Origin of the sequence: Providencia rettgeri (genome assembly GCF_001874625.1) — a bacterium.
GTDB classification, from domain to species: Bacteria; Pseudomonadota; Gammaproteobacteria; order Enterobacterales; family Enterobacteriaceae; genus Providencia; species Providencia huashanensis.
On sequence record NZ_CP017671.1, the window covers coordinates 4,128,008 to 4,144,551 of the forward strand.

15 protein-coding genes are annotated in these 16,544 nt (G+C 41.1%); 10 read left to right on the forward strand and 5 right to left on the reverse strand.

The genetic code is table 11. The features are described from left to right. The first annotated feature begins 299 nt into the window (after positions 1 to 299). Complete coding sequence (locus tag RB151_RS19125; protein ID WP_042846363.1) at positions 300 to 698, forward strand: hypothetical protein; 399 nt, start codon at positions 300 to 302, stop codon at positions 696 to 698. A 57-nt stretch (positions 699 to 755) separates the two neighbouring features. Here RB151_RS19125 and tetR read toward each other — a convergent pair whose 3' ends face one another. Then, positions 756 to 1,358 carry a tetracycline resistance transcriptional repressor TetR gene (tetR, locus tag RB151_RS19130; protein ID WP_000113092.1) on the reverse strand — a complete coding sequence of 201 codons (603 nt, stop codon included), beginning with the start codon at positions 1,356 to 1,358 and terminating at the stop codon, positions 756 to 758. A gap of 80 nt (positions 1,359 to 1,438) precedes the next feature. Here tetR and tet(59) point away from each other — a divergent pair, with 80 nt between their 5' ends. The 5 genes from tet(59) (at position 1,439) to RB151_RS19155 (ending at position 7,943) form a co-directional block, all read left to right on the forward strand. Continuing rightward, positions 1,439 to 2,641 (forward strand): tetracycline efflux MFS transporter Tet(59), encoded by a 1,203-nt coding sequence (tet(59), locus tag RB151_RS19135; protein WP_001031679.1) that lies wholly within the window; start codon positions 1,439 to 1,441, stop codon positions 2,639 to 2,641. 79 nt (positions 2,642 to 2,720) lie between these two features. Then, entirely contained in the window at positions 2,721 to 3,302 is a 582-nt protein-coding gene (locus RB151_RS19140) for a TetR/AcrR family transcriptional regulator (protein WP_048606093.1), read from the forward strand. A 226-nt stretch (positions 3,303 to 3,528) separates the two neighbouring features. After that, entirely contained in the window at positions 3,529 to 5,676 is a 2,148-nt protein-coding gene (locus RB151_RS19145; protein ID WP_052219341.1) for a TonB-dependent siderophore receptor, read from the forward strand. An 18-nt stretch (positions 5,677 to 5,694) separates the two neighbouring features. Continuing rightward, on the forward strand, positions 5,695 to 6,828 hold the full coding sequence (locus RB151_RS19150; RefSeq protein ID WP_080750897.1) for an ABC transporter substrate-binding protein: 1,134 nt from the start codon (positions 5,695 to 5,697) through the stop codon (positions 6,826 to 6,828). Beyond that, positions 6,828 to 7,943 carry a hypothetical protein gene (locus RB151_RS19155; RefSeq protein ID WP_080972690.1) on the forward strand — a complete coding sequence of 372 codons (1,116 nt, stop codon included), beginning with the start codon at positions 6,828 to 6,830 and terminating at the stop codon, positions 7,941 to 7,943. The genes RB151_RS19150 and RB151_RS19155 overlap by 1 nt, the downstream gene beginning before the upstream one ends. Positions 7,944 to 8,039: 96 nt before the next feature. Here the strand turns inward: RB151_RS19155 and sugE are convergent, their stop codons facing one another. Then, positions 8,040 to 8,354: a quaternary ammonium compound efflux SMR transporter SugE gene (gene sugE, locus RB151_RS19160; protein WP_004258648.1), complete on the reverse strand. Its 315-nt coding sequence runs from the start codon at positions 8,352 to 8,354 to the stop codon at positions 8,040 to 8,042. Positions 8,355 to 8,623: 269 nt separating this feature from the next. Between sugE and RB151_RS19165 the strand changes: the two genes are divergently transcribed. The 3 genes from RB151_RS19165 (at position 8,624) to RB151_RS19175 (ending at position 12,306) form a co-directional block, all read left to right on the forward strand. After that, positions 8,624 to 9,532, forward strand: coding sequence for an EamA family transporter (locus tag RB151_RS19165; RefSeq protein ID WP_042846373.1), 909 nt, complete (start codon positions 8,624 to 8,626; stop codon positions 9,530 to 9,532). 361 nt (positions 9,533 to 9,893) lie between these two features. Beyond that, positions 9,894 to 11,987, forward strand: a complete 2,094-nt coding sequence (cstA, locus tag RB151_RS19170; RefSeq protein ID WP_094301223.1) for a pyruvate/proton symporter CstA — start codon at positions 9,894 to 9,896, stop codon at positions 11,985 to 11,987. Between the two features lie 121 nt (positions 11,988 to 12,108). Next, positions 12,109 to 12,306 carry a YbdD/YjiX family protein gene (locus RB151_RS19175; protein ID WP_004258665.1) on the forward strand — a complete coding sequence of 66 codons (198 nt, stop codon included), beginning with the start codon at positions 12,109 to 12,111 and terminating at the stop codon, positions 12,304 to 12,306. Positions 12,307 to 12,390: 84 nt separating this feature from the next. Here RB151_RS19175 and efp read toward each other — a convergent pair whose 3' ends face one another. Further along, complete coding sequence (gene efp, locus RB151_RS19180; RefSeq protein WP_042846375.1) at positions 12,391 to 12,957, reverse strand: elongation factor P; 567 nt, start codon at positions 12,955 to 12,957, stop codon at positions 12,391 to 12,393. A 43-nt stretch (positions 12,958 to 13,000) separates the two neighbouring features. Here efp and epmB point away from each other — a divergent pair, with 43 nt between their 5' ends. After that, positions 13,001 to 14,029: an EF-P beta-lysylation protein EpmB gene (epmB, locus tag RB151_RS19185; RefSeq protein WP_071548628.1), complete on the forward strand. Its 1,029-nt coding sequence runs from the start codon at positions 13,001 to 13,003 to the stop codon at positions 14,027 to 14,029. A 47-nt stretch (positions 14,030 to 14,076) separates the two neighbouring features. Here epmB and RB151_RS19190 read toward each other — a convergent pair whose 3' ends face one another. Continuing rightward, positions 14,077 to 14,421 (reverse strand): DUF4156 domain-containing protein, encoded by a 345-nt coding sequence (locus RB151_RS19190; RefSeq protein ID WP_042846381.1) that lies wholly within the window; start codon positions 14,419 to 14,421, stop codon positions 14,077 to 14,079. 441 nt (positions 14,422 to 14,862) lie between these two features. Further along, positions 14,863 to 16,506, reverse strand: coding sequence for a chaperonin GroEL (groL, locus tag RB151_RS19195; RefSeq protein ID WP_042846383.1), 1,644 nt, complete (start codon positions 16,504 to 16,506; stop codon positions 14,863 to 14,865). Positions 16,507 to 16,544 lie beyond the last annotated feature (38 nt).

Here is a 16,544-nt window from a genome sequence, read left to right on the forward strand (position 1 = left end):
TAGTGGCATTTTTAAATCATAGATGAATATATTTATCCATCGCTTATAAACAAGAAAACCTTCTATTTTTACGCCAATACACTCTTTTAGCCACCCTAAACTGCATAATTCCCAAGCTAAAAAACATTCAGAATAACCTGAAGTTAAATCAAAACCTTACTTGCTATGATCAATAATACCTTTTAGAAAAGTCATTAATTATCAAATATCAATGTATTAATCATACCCCTCTAAGAATAAAGGGTAGCATTCACACATTCTTTATTTTTATCAATATTCTTATGTTAGGAGAAATTTAAATGGAATTTAAAACTCTATTTGTTGCACTATTAATTTCGAGTGCATTCGTATTACCCGCACAGGCTGATTCCTTTTCTGTTAAAAAAGAATCTTCCAACCAAATGCCAACCGAAACAGAGTTGTATAATGATTGCATAAAGTCTAATACTTACAGTTACTTACCAACGCCTGGTGAACCCCAGTCTTCCGTAAATAAAAAACGTGCGAAAAGAAAAGCAGCCGTAGAGAAAAAATGTAAATGTGTGGCTCCACGCGAATATAAGCTGTTAAAAGATATAGTAGGAAATGACCTCAATTCTTTTACGGCAAAAATGCAAGCCGATGAACAACTCGCGATGGCAACAGCTAAAAAATTGGTAGAACAAAAACGCCAAATTGAAAAACAATGTTCTAAATAAATCCACCACTCGCACAAATCCCCCCTATTGTGCGAGCCTAAAAACACAGACACCTTATCACTGCTTTTCGAAACCATTAATCAATGCTTCTAAACCAAATAAAAAAGCCTCTGTGCCATCATCTTGATCCATAATTTGCAAAGCATCTTTTAATAGTCGAGGCATCGTATCATCTGCTATTTGTTGCCTATCATTAAGTGCTGCGATATGTTCTTGCTGCTCTAACACAGAACCTAACGTAAAATGACCAACCGCGCTTATTGCATATAACCCACATTTTAATGAAAAACCATTGTCCACCATAAACTGCAACTGCATTTCTACGGTGTCATATTGGTCTGAACTCGGGCGAGTCCCTAAATGCACTTTTGCGCCATCACGGTAACTTAATAATGCATCACGAAAGCTCAATGCATTATTACGTAAAAATTGTTGCCACGTTTCCCCAACTGCGGGTAATGAATGACGATGATTACGCTTTAGCATTTCAACAGATAATGCATCCAACAATGTGCGCTTGTTCTTCACATGCCAATATAGTGTAGGCTGCTCTACGCCCAGTTTTTGAGCTAGTTTTCGCGTTGTCAGCCCTTCCATTCCCACTTCATTTAGCAACTCTAATGCCACTGTGATGATGGTTTCTTTATCTAATCGCGCCATACTGCCCTCTCTTTTTTTCTATTGACACTCTATCACTGATAGGGATATATTCCAACTCTATCAATGATAGAGAAAAAACGATGAATAAATTTGCGATCACCGCTTTAACGATCACCGCCCTAGATGCTATGGGGATCGGCTTGATCATGCCTGTATTGCCTACATTGTTACGTGAATACGTGTCGGCTGAAAATTTAGCAAATCATTACGGTATCCTGCTGGCACTGTATGCCATCATGCAGGTTTTTTTTGCTCCTCTACTTGGCAAATGGTCTGATAAATTCGGGCGCCGACCAATATTACTACTATCTCTTGCAGGCGCTGCTGTGGATTACACTTTGCTTGCATTATCTAGCTCACTTTGGATGCTATACGTTGGGCGATTAATTTCTGGAGTTACTGGCGCAACAGGTGCGGTCGCCGCTTCTGTTATTGCTGACAATACTGCTTCACAAGAGCGTACTAAGTGGTTTGGACGCTTAGGGGCGGCTTTTGGTGTCGGGTTAATCTCTGGCCCTGCAATTGGCGGCTTTACAGGGCAATTCTCAGCTCATCTTCCTTTTATTATTGCTGCCATTTTAAATGCGCTCTCTTTTTTAGTTATTATGTTGATATTTAAAGATAATAAAATCAAAAATACTGAAAAAAACACCACAGAAACAGCAGAAAATTCGCGACCTTTCCTGCAAGTGATCAAGCCAGTCATACTATTGTTATTTATCTTTTTTATGACTCAAATGATAGGGCAAATTCCAGCAACGACATGGGTGTTATTTACGGAACATCGTTTTCAATGGGGCAGTATGGAGATCGGCCTATCTTTAGCGGGGTTAGGCATCATGCATGCCTTGTTCCAAGCATTTGTAGCGGGCGCAATCGCCAAGAAATTCAATGAAAAAGTGACGATTATTGTGGGCTTTGTTGTTGATGGAGCAGCATTCATTATTTTGTCATTATTGACAAAGGGTTGGATGATTTACCCTACATTAATCTTACTCGCCGGCGGCAGTATTGCGCTACCAGCCTTACAGGGGTTAATGTCAGCTCAAGTCAATCAAACTAACCAAGGTAAGCTACAAGGCGTTCTAGTCAGCTTAACCAATACGACGGGGGTGATCGGCCCATTATTATTTAGCTTTATTTTTGGTCAAACACTGGCAAGTTGGGATGGCTGGATATGGATGATTGGTGCGATAATGTATGTTTTATTGATTGTATTTATTTTATCTTTTTATAGAAGCACCAAAAAGATAGTTAAAATAGCGAAGCTACCAGCGAGCTAAGTTTTAGCATATCAATATTAAGTGCTATGATACCCCTATCAGATTTGCTTTTAGCACAAGATATTAAGAGACAAACCCTATGACATTACCCCCTAAAAAACCAAGAACAAAACCTGCGGAAGAAAGGCTAGATGACCTAATGAATGCAGCGGAAAAACTGTTTCTTTCTAAAGGGTTTGTGAGTACCACCGTCAGCGAAATTGTTTTATCAGCTGATGTAGCAAAAGGGACCTTTTATCATTATTTTCAATCTAAAAATGATATCATGGAAGCCCTGCGCACACGCTATATGGACTGGTATTTAGGCCATATTCAAACGGCTTTAGATAGCCAAACAAGCGCCTGTGAAAAATTAAAAGCATGGTGCGAAAATAGCGTCAAATACTATGTCGAAAAACAAAATATTCACGACATGTTATTTCATGACGAATACCACGGCCGCAGCAATGATCATGAAACCCGTGCCGTTGAGCAGATTAAAACTATTTTAGCTTTCGGTGAACAAAACAAAGCGTGGCCAGAGTTGCCTAATGAATTGATGTCGACAATGATTTACCATTCGATGCATGCTGCGGTTGATAATTTATCGACTAGCACCGAATACAATCAACATAATTTAGGCCAAATCCTCTACCAGCGCTTTAGCCAACTTCTAAAATAATTTAGCCATCCATGCAGCGATACCTCGCTGCATTTCTCATATTTCCCTTTCTCTTACATTATCTATTTTTATTTAGATATCAAACTATTACTTAACTCCCTTTTTATAGGCTCATTACACCTCATCATTTAAATGCAAATGATTATTAATTATATTGACCGACGGTCGGTTTACGATCTATGCTAACGAAATTAAACTTTCACATTAACCCATTGGCTTGGATTGTATGAACAACTTTGTCTCCAAAAACAGTACCCTATCAACGGTTAGCATGCTCGTTTGTACGCTACTTTACTCAAACACTGCGTGTATGGCCGCTAAAACCGATGTATTGGTCGTCACTTCCAGTGAAAATAATAATGATTCTCCCAGAGGATATGCCAACAAAACACAATTCACGGCAACTAAAGGTTCTGCATCCTTATTGGAAACTCCACAATTTGTTTCAGTTATCAAACGTGAACAAATGGATACATTACCTTCAGAATCGATCAGCCAAGCCCTACGCTATAGCGCCGGAGTGACTAGTGAGAAGTTTGGTGCGTTTGGTAACGGTATCGATTTTTCAAAAATTCGAGGGTTCGATGCTGACTATTATTTAGATGGGCTACGTGTCATAGGTAACAGCGGAATTTGGGGGCCACAAATCGATTCATGGACCTTAAATAGTATTGAAGCCGTTCATGGGCCTTCATCTGCACTGTATGGTCAAGGGGGAGCAGGTGGAGTCATCAATATGCAATCTCGCCGACCAAGTGCCAACGAATCACATCAAATTCAGTTCCAAAAAGGTAATTTTGATAACGATTCAATAAAATTTGATACAACAGGCGCATTAAATGATAGCGAAACTTTGCTTTATAGAATGGATGGGTTAGCGCTATCCACTGATTCGCAAATCAATTCTTCCAAGCAATCTCGCTATTTGCTCGCGCCATCCCTCACGTGGCAACCCAATGAAAAACTCAGTTTGACTGTCTTAAGCCAATACCAACGCGACCCCCATATTGGCCACTATAATACACTACCCGCTCAAGCGATTGGTTTATTACCGAATCGAAACGGAAAACTGGATTTTACACAAAACTACAGCGACCCTAGACATGAGCAATCTGAGCGAACTCAATGGTCTATCACTTCTTTGATCGACTATCAAATCACGCCATTTATTACTTTTAAACAAAATATACGCTATTCCGATGTTGATACGCATATTAAACGTGACTTCACTCGTGGTTTTTTAGCCGGCGATCAGCGACTCACAGCGGTTTATCAAGACTCGCCAAGCCATTCAAAAACTTGGGTTGCTGATAACCAACTCATTTATCAACTTGATACTGGCCCTATTCGTCATCAACTGCTCTTTGGTTTTGATTACCAAACTGGAAAGCTCGATAAAGACTGGTGGGGATCACAAACTGTGAGCTTTGACCCATGGGTAAAACCTCATCACCCTGAGTTTAGGCCTTATCCGGTATCTCGCACATCAACAACTCAACGCTTTGATCGCTATGGTGTTTATCTACAAGATCAACTCAGTTGGCAACAATGGGATCTGCTACTTAGCGGTCGCTATGATTGGTCGTATCTCAATACCGATAATAACCTGACAAACACCACGCAAAAAAATGATACCTCCGCATGGAGCCAACGCGTTGGGCTAACATATTCCTTTGAAAGTGGGTTTTCACCGTGGGTTAGTGTATCTGACAGCTTTGACCCTGTTTTAGGTACCGACGCAGAGGGGAAACCCTTTATTCCAACTGAATCAAAACAAACAGAATTAGGGATAAAATACCAAAACCAATCTGGTGATTTGATGGTAAGCCTTGCCGCCTATGAGCTTGAGCAAAAAAATGTCACCACTCATAACCCACTAAACCCTGATTACTATAATCAAACGGGTAAAATTCGTTCTCGAGGCATCGATTTTGAAAGCCGGTTTGCTATTACTACTTCGCTAAATATGATGCTCAATTATGCCTATACGGATAACAAAATTACACAAAGCCAAGACCTTTCGGTGCTAAATAAGCACCCTGTTCAAGTCCCTAAACACAGCGGTTCTGCATGGGTAGATTACCGCTTTCATTCCCCTTATTTAGAAGGTGCGTTAGTCGGAGTAGGAGTACGTTATTTAGGTGCAACATGGGGTGACAATACCAACACCTTTAAAGTCCCTGCAGTCTGGCTAGGAGATGTTAGCGCTAGGTACCAAATGGATGCGCTTATCCCTGAATTAACAGGAATGGAACTCGGGGTCACCGTAAGTAACATTACCAATAACCCCTATGTTGCTAGCTGCACCAGTTCTACCTATTGCAGCATAGGTACCAATAGAACGTTATTTGCCACGCTCAATTACTATTTTTAATAGGTTAGTTAAACAGTTATGACCGTTTCCAAAAGGGACTTCATCAAAGCAGGGTTGGCGACCATGGCACTTACCTTAGTGTCATCCCCTTCCTTGGCAGAAAAAAAACGCAGCATCACAGATATCCTTGGGCGCTCCGTCGATTTTTCCAAAAAACCTGAACGCATCTATTTGGCTGATCCTTCACTAATTTTTCTTTACGCTGTGCTAAATAAGAAAAATTTTGTCGAAAAATTAGTCGCCATCCCAAGCAACTTCCGTTCCGCTGATTTGCGTAGTTATCAGCAGTATTGTAAGGCTTTCCCAGCTCTGCAAACTCTCCCTCACCTTCCCCCAATTGGCGGAGCTCAAGCCAATTTAGAAATAATTTTAACGCTAAAACCAGAGATGATTTTCACAACGACAGGGACATTTGCAGGGTTACAAGCGAATGGATTACTGGCGATATTACAACGTGCAAATATACCCGTGATTGCCCTCGATATGAGTATTGATCCTATCGGTAATACACCCAAAAGTGTTGCCATTATGGCAGAGGTTTTTCAACAGCAAGATAGCGCCAAACGTATTAATCAATTTATTAAAACGCAGTTGGAAATGGTCGAAAACCGTTTACGAGACGCAAAACCTAACATGCCTAGCGTCCTTCTGGAGCGAGCAGCGGGTTTTACTGACGAGTGTTGTTTCGCTTATGGAAATGGGAATTTTGCCCAATTTCTCACGTTCGCAGGCGGCGTAAATATTTCTGAACAATATATTCATGGGACTTATGGCATTCTTAATCAAGAAACCATTATCCATACCGAAGCGCAAATGGTGATTGTGACAGGAACGGATTGGAGTGGCTATAACCCAAAAGGTGGCTGGGTTGGATTAGGCCCGGGGGCTGATTTAGCCATTGCGAAGCAAAAGCTAAAACAACTAATGGTACGTAATGCATTTAAGACACTAAGTGCCGTGAAACGGCAACAGGTTCATGCCATTTGGCATACCTTTTATGACAGTCCTTTTGGCTTTATCGCAGTGTTAAAGTTCGCCAGTTGGCTCCACCCAACGTTATTCGCTGACCTTGATGCCGATAAGGTTTTTAAATCCTTCACTGAACAATTCTTACCCATCAAATGGGAAGAAGGCTATTGGGTTTCACTTTAATGAAAAAGGCTAATATGACCATGATTTATTCTCCTGATCCATTACGTCAACAAGTTGAAAAACAAAGTAATGGCCAACGCACCATTATTTATAGCCCCAAGGGGCAACCTAATTATGTTTTTATCGTTCCTCGTTTTAACTTAGAAGATATCGATAAACGTCTGGGCAATGGCCCCCACCCTGCATTTATTATCAATAACCATCTTATTGATGCCTTTTTCTATTCTTGCTACGCCGCCAGCTTACATGATGGCGAATTAGTGAGTCAGCCGAATCAAATACCTGCATGTAATTTTGATTTACTACAATTTCAATTATTAGCTAAACAAAGTGGCAAAGGCTGTCATGTCAGTAGCAATGCAGAATGGTGCGCCATTTCAGCATTAACCAATCAACATAATGGCATTGTTCAAGGCAATACCGATTATGGTCGTAATTATTATTCCCATAATGAATTCACTCCGCGAATAGATGGCCTTGCCACGGGTGATTTACATGGAACGCCAACAACCCGAACCAATGCACAGTGGGAAAACTGGCACCACAATAACCAACTAACAGGGATCAGCGATTTAGTCGGTAACCTTTGGGAATGGCAAACTGGCGTTCGGTTACATGCAGGGGAAATCCAAGTGATCCCAAATAATGATGCCGCCATCAACTTAGAGTGCTCATCAACAAATTGGCGTGCTATCAACATGACTACAGGTGAGTATATCCCGATAAACCATTCAACAAGTGCCAAATATGATTCACCTAACTCTAAAACTGATGGTAATGCAGGAACCCCGATCATTTCACAGAATATTTTGAATTTTAACGGCGAGCCAAGTGATTCCAGTTATCCCGCGGGTCTACTCGATAGCCCTTTTCGTTTACTTGATAGAGCAAGCCAAGAGCAAATCCCTACTTTACTGAAAGTACTAGGCCTTGCTCCTTATAAAGCGAAACTAACAGATGACCAAATTTATCTACGCAACTACGGTAAGCGTGCCCTAATGCGTGGAGGTGCATGGTATTCACGAACTAGTGCAGGTATTGATTCCCTGTGCCTTAGCCACACTGAACACCATAAAAGTACGACGGTAGGAGCTAGAACAGCTTGGATACTCTAGTCTGTAAATTAATATTGCTAGCCCCCATAGGGGAACTAGCAATATATAACAATAATAAAGCAGGTAATATGAAAACCACCCGCTTGTTTTAAATAGTTAACTCGACACTTTTAAGCCAATTAAACCCGTAATAATCAAAGCTAGGCTTAATAAACGGAACATATTCGCTGATTCACCCAGGAAAATAATCCCAACAATTGCAGTACCAACAGCACCTATACCCGTCCAAATTGCATAGGCAGTTCCTACTGGTAGGTCACGCATGGCGTAAGCTAATAACCCCATACTGGCGATAATCGCAATAATGGTAATAATACTGGGTGTTAAACGCGTGAAACCATGAGTGTATTTTAACCCTACAGCCCATACTACTTCTAATAAGCCTGCAAATAAAAGAACGATCCAAGCCATGATTGCTTGCTCCCGTTAATTACTCGGGGCCGTCCCCATATTTGAATGACGTTTATTCAGGTCGTCCTGAATACGTGTGATGTGTGAATACATTATAAACCTTCGTTAGCGCTGACTCAAGCCACGAAAAATAACAAATAAGCGCAAATCAACCATAAAATTCAACATTTTTATACCGTTTTTTATTATTAAGCATCATAACCATCGCACTCAAAATTATACACATGTAAAGTAGATGTTTAATCTGGCAAGTTAATCGAGAAAATAGCATGAGTCTCAGAGACATCTTACTCGCCCTTTGTGTGGTGGTTATTTGGGGTGTTAACTTCGTTATCATTAAACTCGGCGTTACCGCACTTCCGCCGTTATTATTAGGTGCATTACGCTTCATGTTTGTGGCCTTCCCTGCTATTTTTATTTTTAAGCGCCCCAAAATTCCGCTCAAATTATTACTTCTCTATGGACTTACCATCAGCTTCGGTCAATTTGCCTTCTTATTTTGCGCGATTAGAGTGGGTATGCCTGCGGGTATAACCTCTGTCATATTGCAATCCCAAGCTTTCTTTACCCTATTACTTGGCGCAATAATTTTAAAAGAATCATTGCAACCGACTCACTTCATCGGCATGTTTATTGCCATAATAGGGTTAACCATATTAGCCAATGGGGCAACCGCTGGTGGATTAGATGATATACCGCTACTTGGGCTAGCCTTTACACTGATCGCGGGGCTTTCTTGGGCTTGCGGTAACATTACTAATAGGATCATTATGCAACATAAAGGGGCTGAAAAATGCAGTGCCTTGTCCTTAGTAAGTTGGAGCGCGCTAATCCCTATTATTCCATTCTTAATAAGTTCTTGGGTTTTAGAAGGGGAAGATGCCATCGTAGACGGACTTACTGGTTTTAATTGGTCCATATTTGGCGTTATTTTATATCTTGCTTATTTATCTACTTTTGTTGGCTATGGGCTATGGGGGATCTTACTTGGCCGCTATGAAGCGTGGCGAGTTGCGCCATTCTCTTTGCTCGTTCCTGTATTTGGTTTAAGCAGTAGTGCTTTATTCCTTGATGAACATATTAATGGCATACAAATCGCCGGGCTTATTTTAATTATGTTTGGCTTAATTATAACGCTTTTTGGTAAAAAAATTATTCTCAGCCTAAGGCATGCTTAAAGTAGCCGATTTAATTACCGAGAGTTTTATCTTTCGGTAATTAAATCCCCCCTCATAAAGCATTTTATTTCTGACTATTATTTAGTTCAAAAATCCACACTAAATAAAACTTATGGTTTAATTAAAAAAAATAGCAAGTCTTTAGCTTAAAATCCGATAAAATCCAGTCGCTAATGATAAATTAGTGAAGCTCACTGCAATTATAGAATTGTTCTCACAATTTCCAATAGGTGTCTCGTTTTAGCTACTTTTCCTTTAACTTAAATTAGCTATATCTTCCTTGTTCTACTTAAATAAATAGTGATTAAGTAACATTTAAATAGATAACAAAGCGCTGTTAACTGAATAAATGGGGATGGCTATGGGTAAACAATTAATTTGGATTGTACTCGCTTTACTTGGTGCATTTTCACTAGGTTATATTGCCTTAAATCGCGGTGAACAGATCAATGCTCTGTGGATTGTTGTTGCTGCAGTATGTATTTATCTCATTGCATACCGCTACTACGGGCTATTTATTGCGAAAAAAGTATTACAAGTCGATTCAACACGTATGACGCCTGCAATTCGTCATAATGATGGGCTCGATTACGTACCAACAGATAAAAAAGTATTATTTGGTCACCATTTTGCCGCTATTGCTGGAGCAGGCCCTCTTGTTGGTCCGGTTCTTGCTGCCCAAATGGGGTACTTACCGGGTATGCTCTGGTTGTTAGCAGGAGTAGTACTGGCAGGGGCTGTACAAGACTTTATGGTGTTATTTGTTTCGACGCGACGAGATGGGCGCTCTCTTGGAGAGTTAGTTAAGGAAGAAATGGGTAATACAGCAGGTGTGCTGGCATTAATTGCATGCTTTATGATCATGGTGATTATCTTAGCGGTACTGGCCATGATTGTCGTTAAAGCGCTAACCCATAGCCCATGGGGAACTTACACTGTTGCTTTCACTATCCCATTAGCCATTTTCATGGGGATTTATACTCGTTATATCCGTCCTGGTCGTATTGGCGAAGTATCGATTATTGGGTTAATTTTCCTTGTCTTTGCCATCATTTCTGGAGGATGGGTTGCTGAAAGTGAAACGTGGGCACCTTATTTTGATTATACTGGTGTCCAATTAACGTGGATGTTAGTGGGGTATGGCTTTGTTGCTGCGGTACTTCCTGTTTGGTTACTCCTTGCTCCACGAGACTACCTTTCTACCTTCTTAAAAATCGGTACTATTATTGGCCTTGCTATTGGTATTTTGATTTTAAATCCTAATCTACAAATGCCATCACTAACGAAATATATTGATGGTACAGGCCCCGTTTGGGCAGGGGATTTGTTCCCATTCTTATTTATCACTATTGCCTGTGGTGCTGTTTCTGGCTTCCATGCACTGATTTCTTCAGGCACAACGCCGAAAATGTTAGCAAATGAAAACCAAGCCTGCTTTATCGGTTACGGCGGTATGTTAATGGAATCATTTGTTGCCATCATGGCGCTAGTCGCAGCTTGTGTGATTGACCCTGGTGTGTATTTTGCCATGAATAGTCCAATGGCAATGTTAGCCCCCGCCGGTACACAAGATGTTGTTGCCTCTGCGGCTCAAGTTGTAAGTAGTTGGGGTTTCCAAATTACGCCTGAGCAGTTAAATACAATAGCTCATGAAGTCGGTGAGAGCAGTATTATCTCACGGGCAGGAGGAGCACCGACGCTTGCTGTCGGAATGGCCTATATTTTACACGGTGCACTTGGTGGGTTGATGAATGTCGCCTTCTGGTACCACTTTGCTATTTTATTTGAGGCGTTATTTATTTTAACTGCAGTTGATGCAGGAACACGTGCCGCACGTTTTATGCTGCAAGACTTGCTTGGGGTGGTGTCACCGTCACTAAAACGAACAGACTCACTGCCTGCAAACTTAATAGCAACCGCACTATGCGTACTGGCATGGGGATATTTCCTGCATCAAGGTGTTGTCGACCCTCTGGGCGGGATTAACACACTATGGCCACTATTCGGTATCGCAAACCAAATGCTAGCAGGTATGGCATTAATGCTCTGTGCTGTGGTACTGTTCAAAATGAAGCGTCAACGATACGCATGGGTTGCATTGATACCAACAGCTTGGTTATTGATTTGTACTATGACAGCTGGTTGGGAAAAAACCTTTAGTGAAGATGCCCGTGTTGGCTTCTTAGCTGTTGCAAATAAATTCCAAGCAATGATTGATAGTGGAAATATTCCAGTTCAGTACACCGAATCTCAACTCACGCAGTTGATTTTCAATAACCGTTTAGACGCTGGCTTAACTATTTTCTTTATGATTGTTGTGGTATTACTAGCTCTTTTCTCCATCCGCACTGCGTTGAAGGCCTTAAAATCTGACCAACCAACTGCGAATGAAGTACCCTACGAGCCAATGCCAGCCAACTATGAAGAAATCGTGGCAAATACACGACATCATTAATACACCGGAGATTGAAAGTTGAGCAGTTTTGTTTTAAATATTTAGTTTTTAAGTATTTATCAAGATTCACTCTCTTTCTCCAAAATAATTGAAGCTACAACACAAAATATGACGAGGATTTATGTTTGGAGAACTGGGAAAAGCAGCCCGCTACCTCGGCCAAGCGGCAAAAATGATGGTTGGCGTCCCTGACTATGACAACTATGTTGCTCACATGCAAAAAACGCATCCTGATCAAACGCCAATGACCTATGAAGAGTTTTTCAAAGAACGTCAAGACGCACGCTATGGTGGTAAAGGTGGGTTTAAGTGCTGTTAGCGACTTAAAATAGACAAAAAAGCCGGGGTCAGTTCACATCGACCACGGCTTTTTATTTTTAGCGATTCCGTATAGGATACGCTATTATTTTACGCGTGAAACGTATTCGCCTGAGCGAGTATCGACACGGATAACTTCACCGATCTGAACAAACAGCGGAACCTTAACAACTGCGCCAGTGCTCAGTGTCGCTGGTTTACCACCTGTACCAGCAGTATCACCTTTCAAGCCTGGGTCAGTATCGGTAATTTCTAACTCAACAAAGTTAGGTGGAGTTACCGCGATAGGACGACCGTCCCACAAAGTTAAAATACACTCTGCTTGGTCAACTAACCATTTGGCGTTATCGCCAACGGTTTTTTCGTCTGCTGCTAATTGTTCGAAAGTTTCGTTGTTCATGAAATGCCAGAACTCACCATCGGTATATAGGTAAGTTAAGTTCATATCCATGACATCAGCACCTTCAACGGAGTCAGTAGACTTAAATGTTTTTTCCAACAGCTTGTTAGAAATCAGTTTACGGATACGCACACGTGCAAATGCTTGACCTTTACCTGGTTTTACGAATTCACTTTCTAAAACGACACAAGGCTCGCCATCTAACATGATTTTAAGACCTGAGCGGAATTCATTGGTACTATAAGTAGCCATGGTGATCCTCTAATTTATAAACTAAAAATGGCATAGCCAAAAAATGGTCGATATTGTAACTCAAAATACCTCATCCAGAGAAGTCTGGATACAACAACTTGCTGAAGCAATCACTAATCCAGATGAATTGCTGCAAATGCTTAACTTAGAAAACCACCTTTTTTCGAAAGAAGGCAATGAAGCGCGTAAATTATTTCCTTTGCGTGTGCCAATGCCGTTTATCTCGCGGATGAAAAAAGGCGATCCACTAGACCCTCTGTTATTGCAAGTATTAACGGCAAAAGCAGAGTTTGATATACATCCAGGTTTTTCTACAGACCCGCTAGAAGAGCAAGATAACGCAATTCCCAGTTTGCTGCATAAATACCACAACCGCGCATTACTGCTGGTAAAAGGTGGTTGCGCAGTCAACTGTCGCTACTGTTTTCGCCGGCATTTTCCTTATGAAGATAACAAAGGAAATAAAAATAACTGGTTGATGGCTGTGGATTATATAAAAAACCACACCGAACTCAATGAAATCATCTTCTCAGGTGGTGACCCACTAATGGCAAAAGACCATGAACTCGACTGGTTAATTAGCCAACTAGAGGCAATCCCACATATAAAACGCCTTAGAATTCATACTCGTTTACCCGTTGTTATTCCAGAACGTGTTACCGACACACTATGCAACAGACTTGCGCTTTCGCGGCTTCAAGTGATTATGGTTACACATATTAACCATGCAAATGAAATTGATAAACCATTAACTGCCGCCATGTTTAAACTGAAGTCATCAGGTGTTACCTTACTGAATCAAAGCGTATTATTACGCCAAGTTAATGACAATGTAAGCGCATTAGCTAATTTAAGTAATGCCTTATTTGACGCAGGGATTTTACCTTATTACTTACATGTATTGGATAAAGTCCAAGGAGCAGCACACTTTTTAGTCAGTGATTTAGAAGCTCGACAATTAATACAGCAGTTATTAAGTCAGGTATCCGGATACCTCGTACCAAAATTGGCACGGGAAATTGGCGGAGAGCCAAGCAAAACATTGCTTGACCTAAATTTAAGGCAGATTTAAAAAGCAAAACGCCCAAATTACTGTAATTTGGGCGCTATGAAATCATATTAGGGACATTTATATACTTGGCCAACCATTTTGCTATCTAGCGGAATAAAGCTAGATAATACTGTTTCGCTTGGGCTTGTTGCGCCAAAAATAACATTACCACCCATTGCAGCAGCTTTATTTCGCAAGTCATTCGCTGCACTGCGCATTGAGCTGGATTCATTATTCACACCGCTCAACCAGTTGCTTTGTGTCCCTGCAACCTGCCCCAGAAGCTGGCAATCACTTCCTGGTTGATTCTCAACAAAACGAACTTGTGAGCCTGCCGCAGTCAAATTAGTTGTTGTAGAACAACCCGCTAAAAGCAGTAATGCAGCAGCACCAATCAAGACTTTAATTCGCATGTTTTCCCTCATTTTTCATTGTGTTTTTTTTGCAACTGGTTTGAAAATCGTTTTAGTCCCAATACCATATTGATAGCAATATATCATGAAATATCTAGGAGGTGATTAACATACTGCGTCAAAATTACCGTGTAAATACCACAGTTCACCAGCCAAATAGAGTCTATCACAAAACAATCAAGACAACCGCCCTGTTGTTTATTTCTTCAAACCATTTTGCCTTACGCTAAATATAACCTTTTGATGGACCTTTACGCAAAAATAAATGGCATTTAACATTAATTTATATCCACCTAATGGCTGCTCCCATTTTGAGTTAATAACTGTAGCGTCATTTAAGAAGCAATAAAAAACCGGCACCGCTAGTTAAACTAACGGTGCCGGTCTTATATCGGCTAGTAACAACCAACTAAGTTAGCTGTTACCTAAGCTTGATGTCTTTTACATCATGCCGCCCATTCCACCCATGCCGCCCATACCAGCAGCACCTAAGTCAGGTGCATCTGATTTTGGCAGTTCAGTGATCATCGCTTCTGTCGTGATCATTAAACCTGCGATAGATGCTGCAAATTGCAGAGCAGAACGCGTTACTTTAGTTGGGTCTAAGATACCCATATCGATCATATCGCCGTATGCATCAGTCGCTGCGTTATAACCTTCGTTGCCTTGGCCTGATTTAACTTTATTCACAACAACAGAGGCTTCTTCGCCTGCGTTAGTCACGATTTGGCGCATAGGTGATTCCATTGCGCGCAGAGCAACACGGATACCCACGGTTTGATCTTCGTTGTCGCCTTTTAAACCTTCCAGTTTAGCAGCAACACGAACCAGTGCAGTACCACCACCAGCTACAACACCTTCTTCAACAGCTGCGCGAGTTGCATGCAGAGCATCGTCAACGCGAGCACGTTTTTCTTTCATTTCAACTTCAGTTGCTGCACCAACTTTAATAACAGCAACACCGCCTGCTAATTTAGCAACACGCTCTTGTAATTTTTCACGGTCATAATCAGAAGAAGACTCTTCGATTTGCTGACGAATTTGAGCAACACGGCCTGAAATCGTCGCTTCATCACCAACACCATCAATAATGGTTGTAGTATCTTTGTTGATAACAATGCGTTTTGCTTGACCTAAGTCTTCTAACGTTGCTTTTTCTAGCTCCATACCGATCTCTTCAGAGATAACAGTACCGTTAGTCAGAACAGCGATATCCTGTAGCATTGCTTTACGACGATCACCAAAGCCAGGAGCTTTAACAGCCGCAACTTTAACAATACCACGCATCGTGTTGACAACTAGTGTTGCCAGCGCTTCGCCTTCAACATCTTCTGCAATAATTAACAGTGGTTTGCTAGCTTTAGCTACGCCTTCTAATACAGGCAGTAATTCACGGATGTTAGAAACTTTTTTATCAACTAATAAAATAAATGGGTTTTCTAACTCAACAGCACCTGTTTCTGGTTTGTTGATGAAATAAGGGGACAGGTAACCGCGGTCAAACTGCATACCTTCAACCACATCCAATTCATCTTCTAGGCCTGTACCTTCTTCAACAGTGATAACGCCTTCTTTACCGACTTTATCCATTGCTTCTGCGATCAGTTTACCCACGGTTTCGTCGGAGTTTGCAGAAATAGTACCAACCTGTGCGATTGATTTAGAGTCTGAACATGGAACAGAAAGTGTTTTCAGCTCTTCAACTGCAGCAATAACGGCTTTATCGATACCACGTTTAAGATCCATTGGGTTCATACCCGCTGCAACGGCTTTTAAACCTTCAGTGATGATAGCTTGAGCCAAAACTGTTGCTGTAGTTGTACCGTCACCCGCAGCATCGTTAGCTTTAGAGGCAACTTCTTTCACCATCTGTGCACCCATGTTTTCGAATTTATCTTCTAATTCGATTTCACGTGCTACAGAAACACCATCTTTGGTGATAACTGGTGAGCCGAAAGATTTATCTAAAACTACATTACGGCCTTTAGGACCTAAAGTTACTTTTACTGCATCTGCCAGAACATTCACACCACGAAGCATTTTCGTACGTGCATCACTACCAAATTTAACGTCTTTAGCTGCCATTATCTCTTTCCTTCAAATTCTTTTCGTTAGTTGAGAAG

What these genes read in the sequence shown, in the direction of transcription:
- RB151_RS19165 (WP_042846373.1), top strand. Translation starts at nt 8,624, where the DNA reads ATGAGTCTCAGAGACATCTTACTCGCCCTTTGTGTGGTGGTTATTTGG.
- RB151_RS19125 (WP_042846363.1), top strand. Translation starts at nt 300, where the DNA reads ATGGAATTTAAAACTCTATTTGTTGCACTATTAATTTCGAGTGCATTC.
- cstA (WP_094301223.1), top strand. Translation starts at nt 9,894, where the DNA reads ATGGGTAAACAATTAATTTGGATTGTACTCGCTTTACTTGGTGCATTT.
- RB151_RS19190 (WP_042846381.1), bottom strand. Translation starts at nt 14,421, where the DNA reads ATGCGAATTAAAGTCTTGATTGGTGCTGCTGCATTACTGCTTTTAGCG.
- sugE (WP_004258648.1), bottom strand. Translation starts at nt 8,354, where the DNA reads ATGGCTTGGATCGTTCTTTTATTTGCAGGCTTATTAGAAGTAGTATGG.
- groL (WP_042846383.1), bottom strand. Translation starts at nt 16,506, where the DNA reads ATGGCAGCTAAAGACGTTAAATTTGGTAGTGATGCACGTACGAAAATG.
- RB151_RS19155 (WP_080972690.1), top strand. Translation starts at nt 6,828, where the DNA reads ATGAAAAAGGCTAATATGACCATGATTTATTCTCCTGATCCATTACGT.
- RB151_RS19150 (WP_080750897.1), top strand. Translation starts at nt 5,695, where the DNA reads ATGACCGTTTCCAAAAGGGACTTCATCAAAGCAGGGTTGGCGACCATG.
- RB151_RS19140 (WP_048606093.1), top strand. Translation starts at nt 2,721, where the DNA reads ATGACATTACCCCCTAAAAAACCAAGAACAAAACCTGCGGAAGAAAGG.
- RB151_RS19175 (WP_004258665.1), top strand. Translation starts at nt 12,109, where the DNA reads ATGTTTGGAGAACTGGGAAAAGCAGCCCGCTACCTCGGCCAAGCGGCA.
- epmB (WP_071548628.1), top strand. Translation starts at nt 13,001, where the DNA reads ATGGTCGATATTGTAACTCAAAATACCTCATCCAGAGAAGTCTGGATA.
- tetR (WP_000113092.1), bottom strand. Translation starts at nt 1,358, where the DNA reads ATGGCGCGATTAGATAAAGAAACCATCATCACAGTGGCATTAGAGTTG.
- RB151_RS19145 (WP_052219341.1), top strand. Translation starts at nt 3,529, where the DNA reads ATGAACAACTTTGTCTCCAAAAACAGTACCCTATCAACGGTTAGCATG.
- efp (WP_042846375.1), bottom strand. Translation starts at nt 12,957, where the DNA reads ATGGCTACTTATAGTACCAATGAATTCCGCTCAGGTCTTAAAATCATG.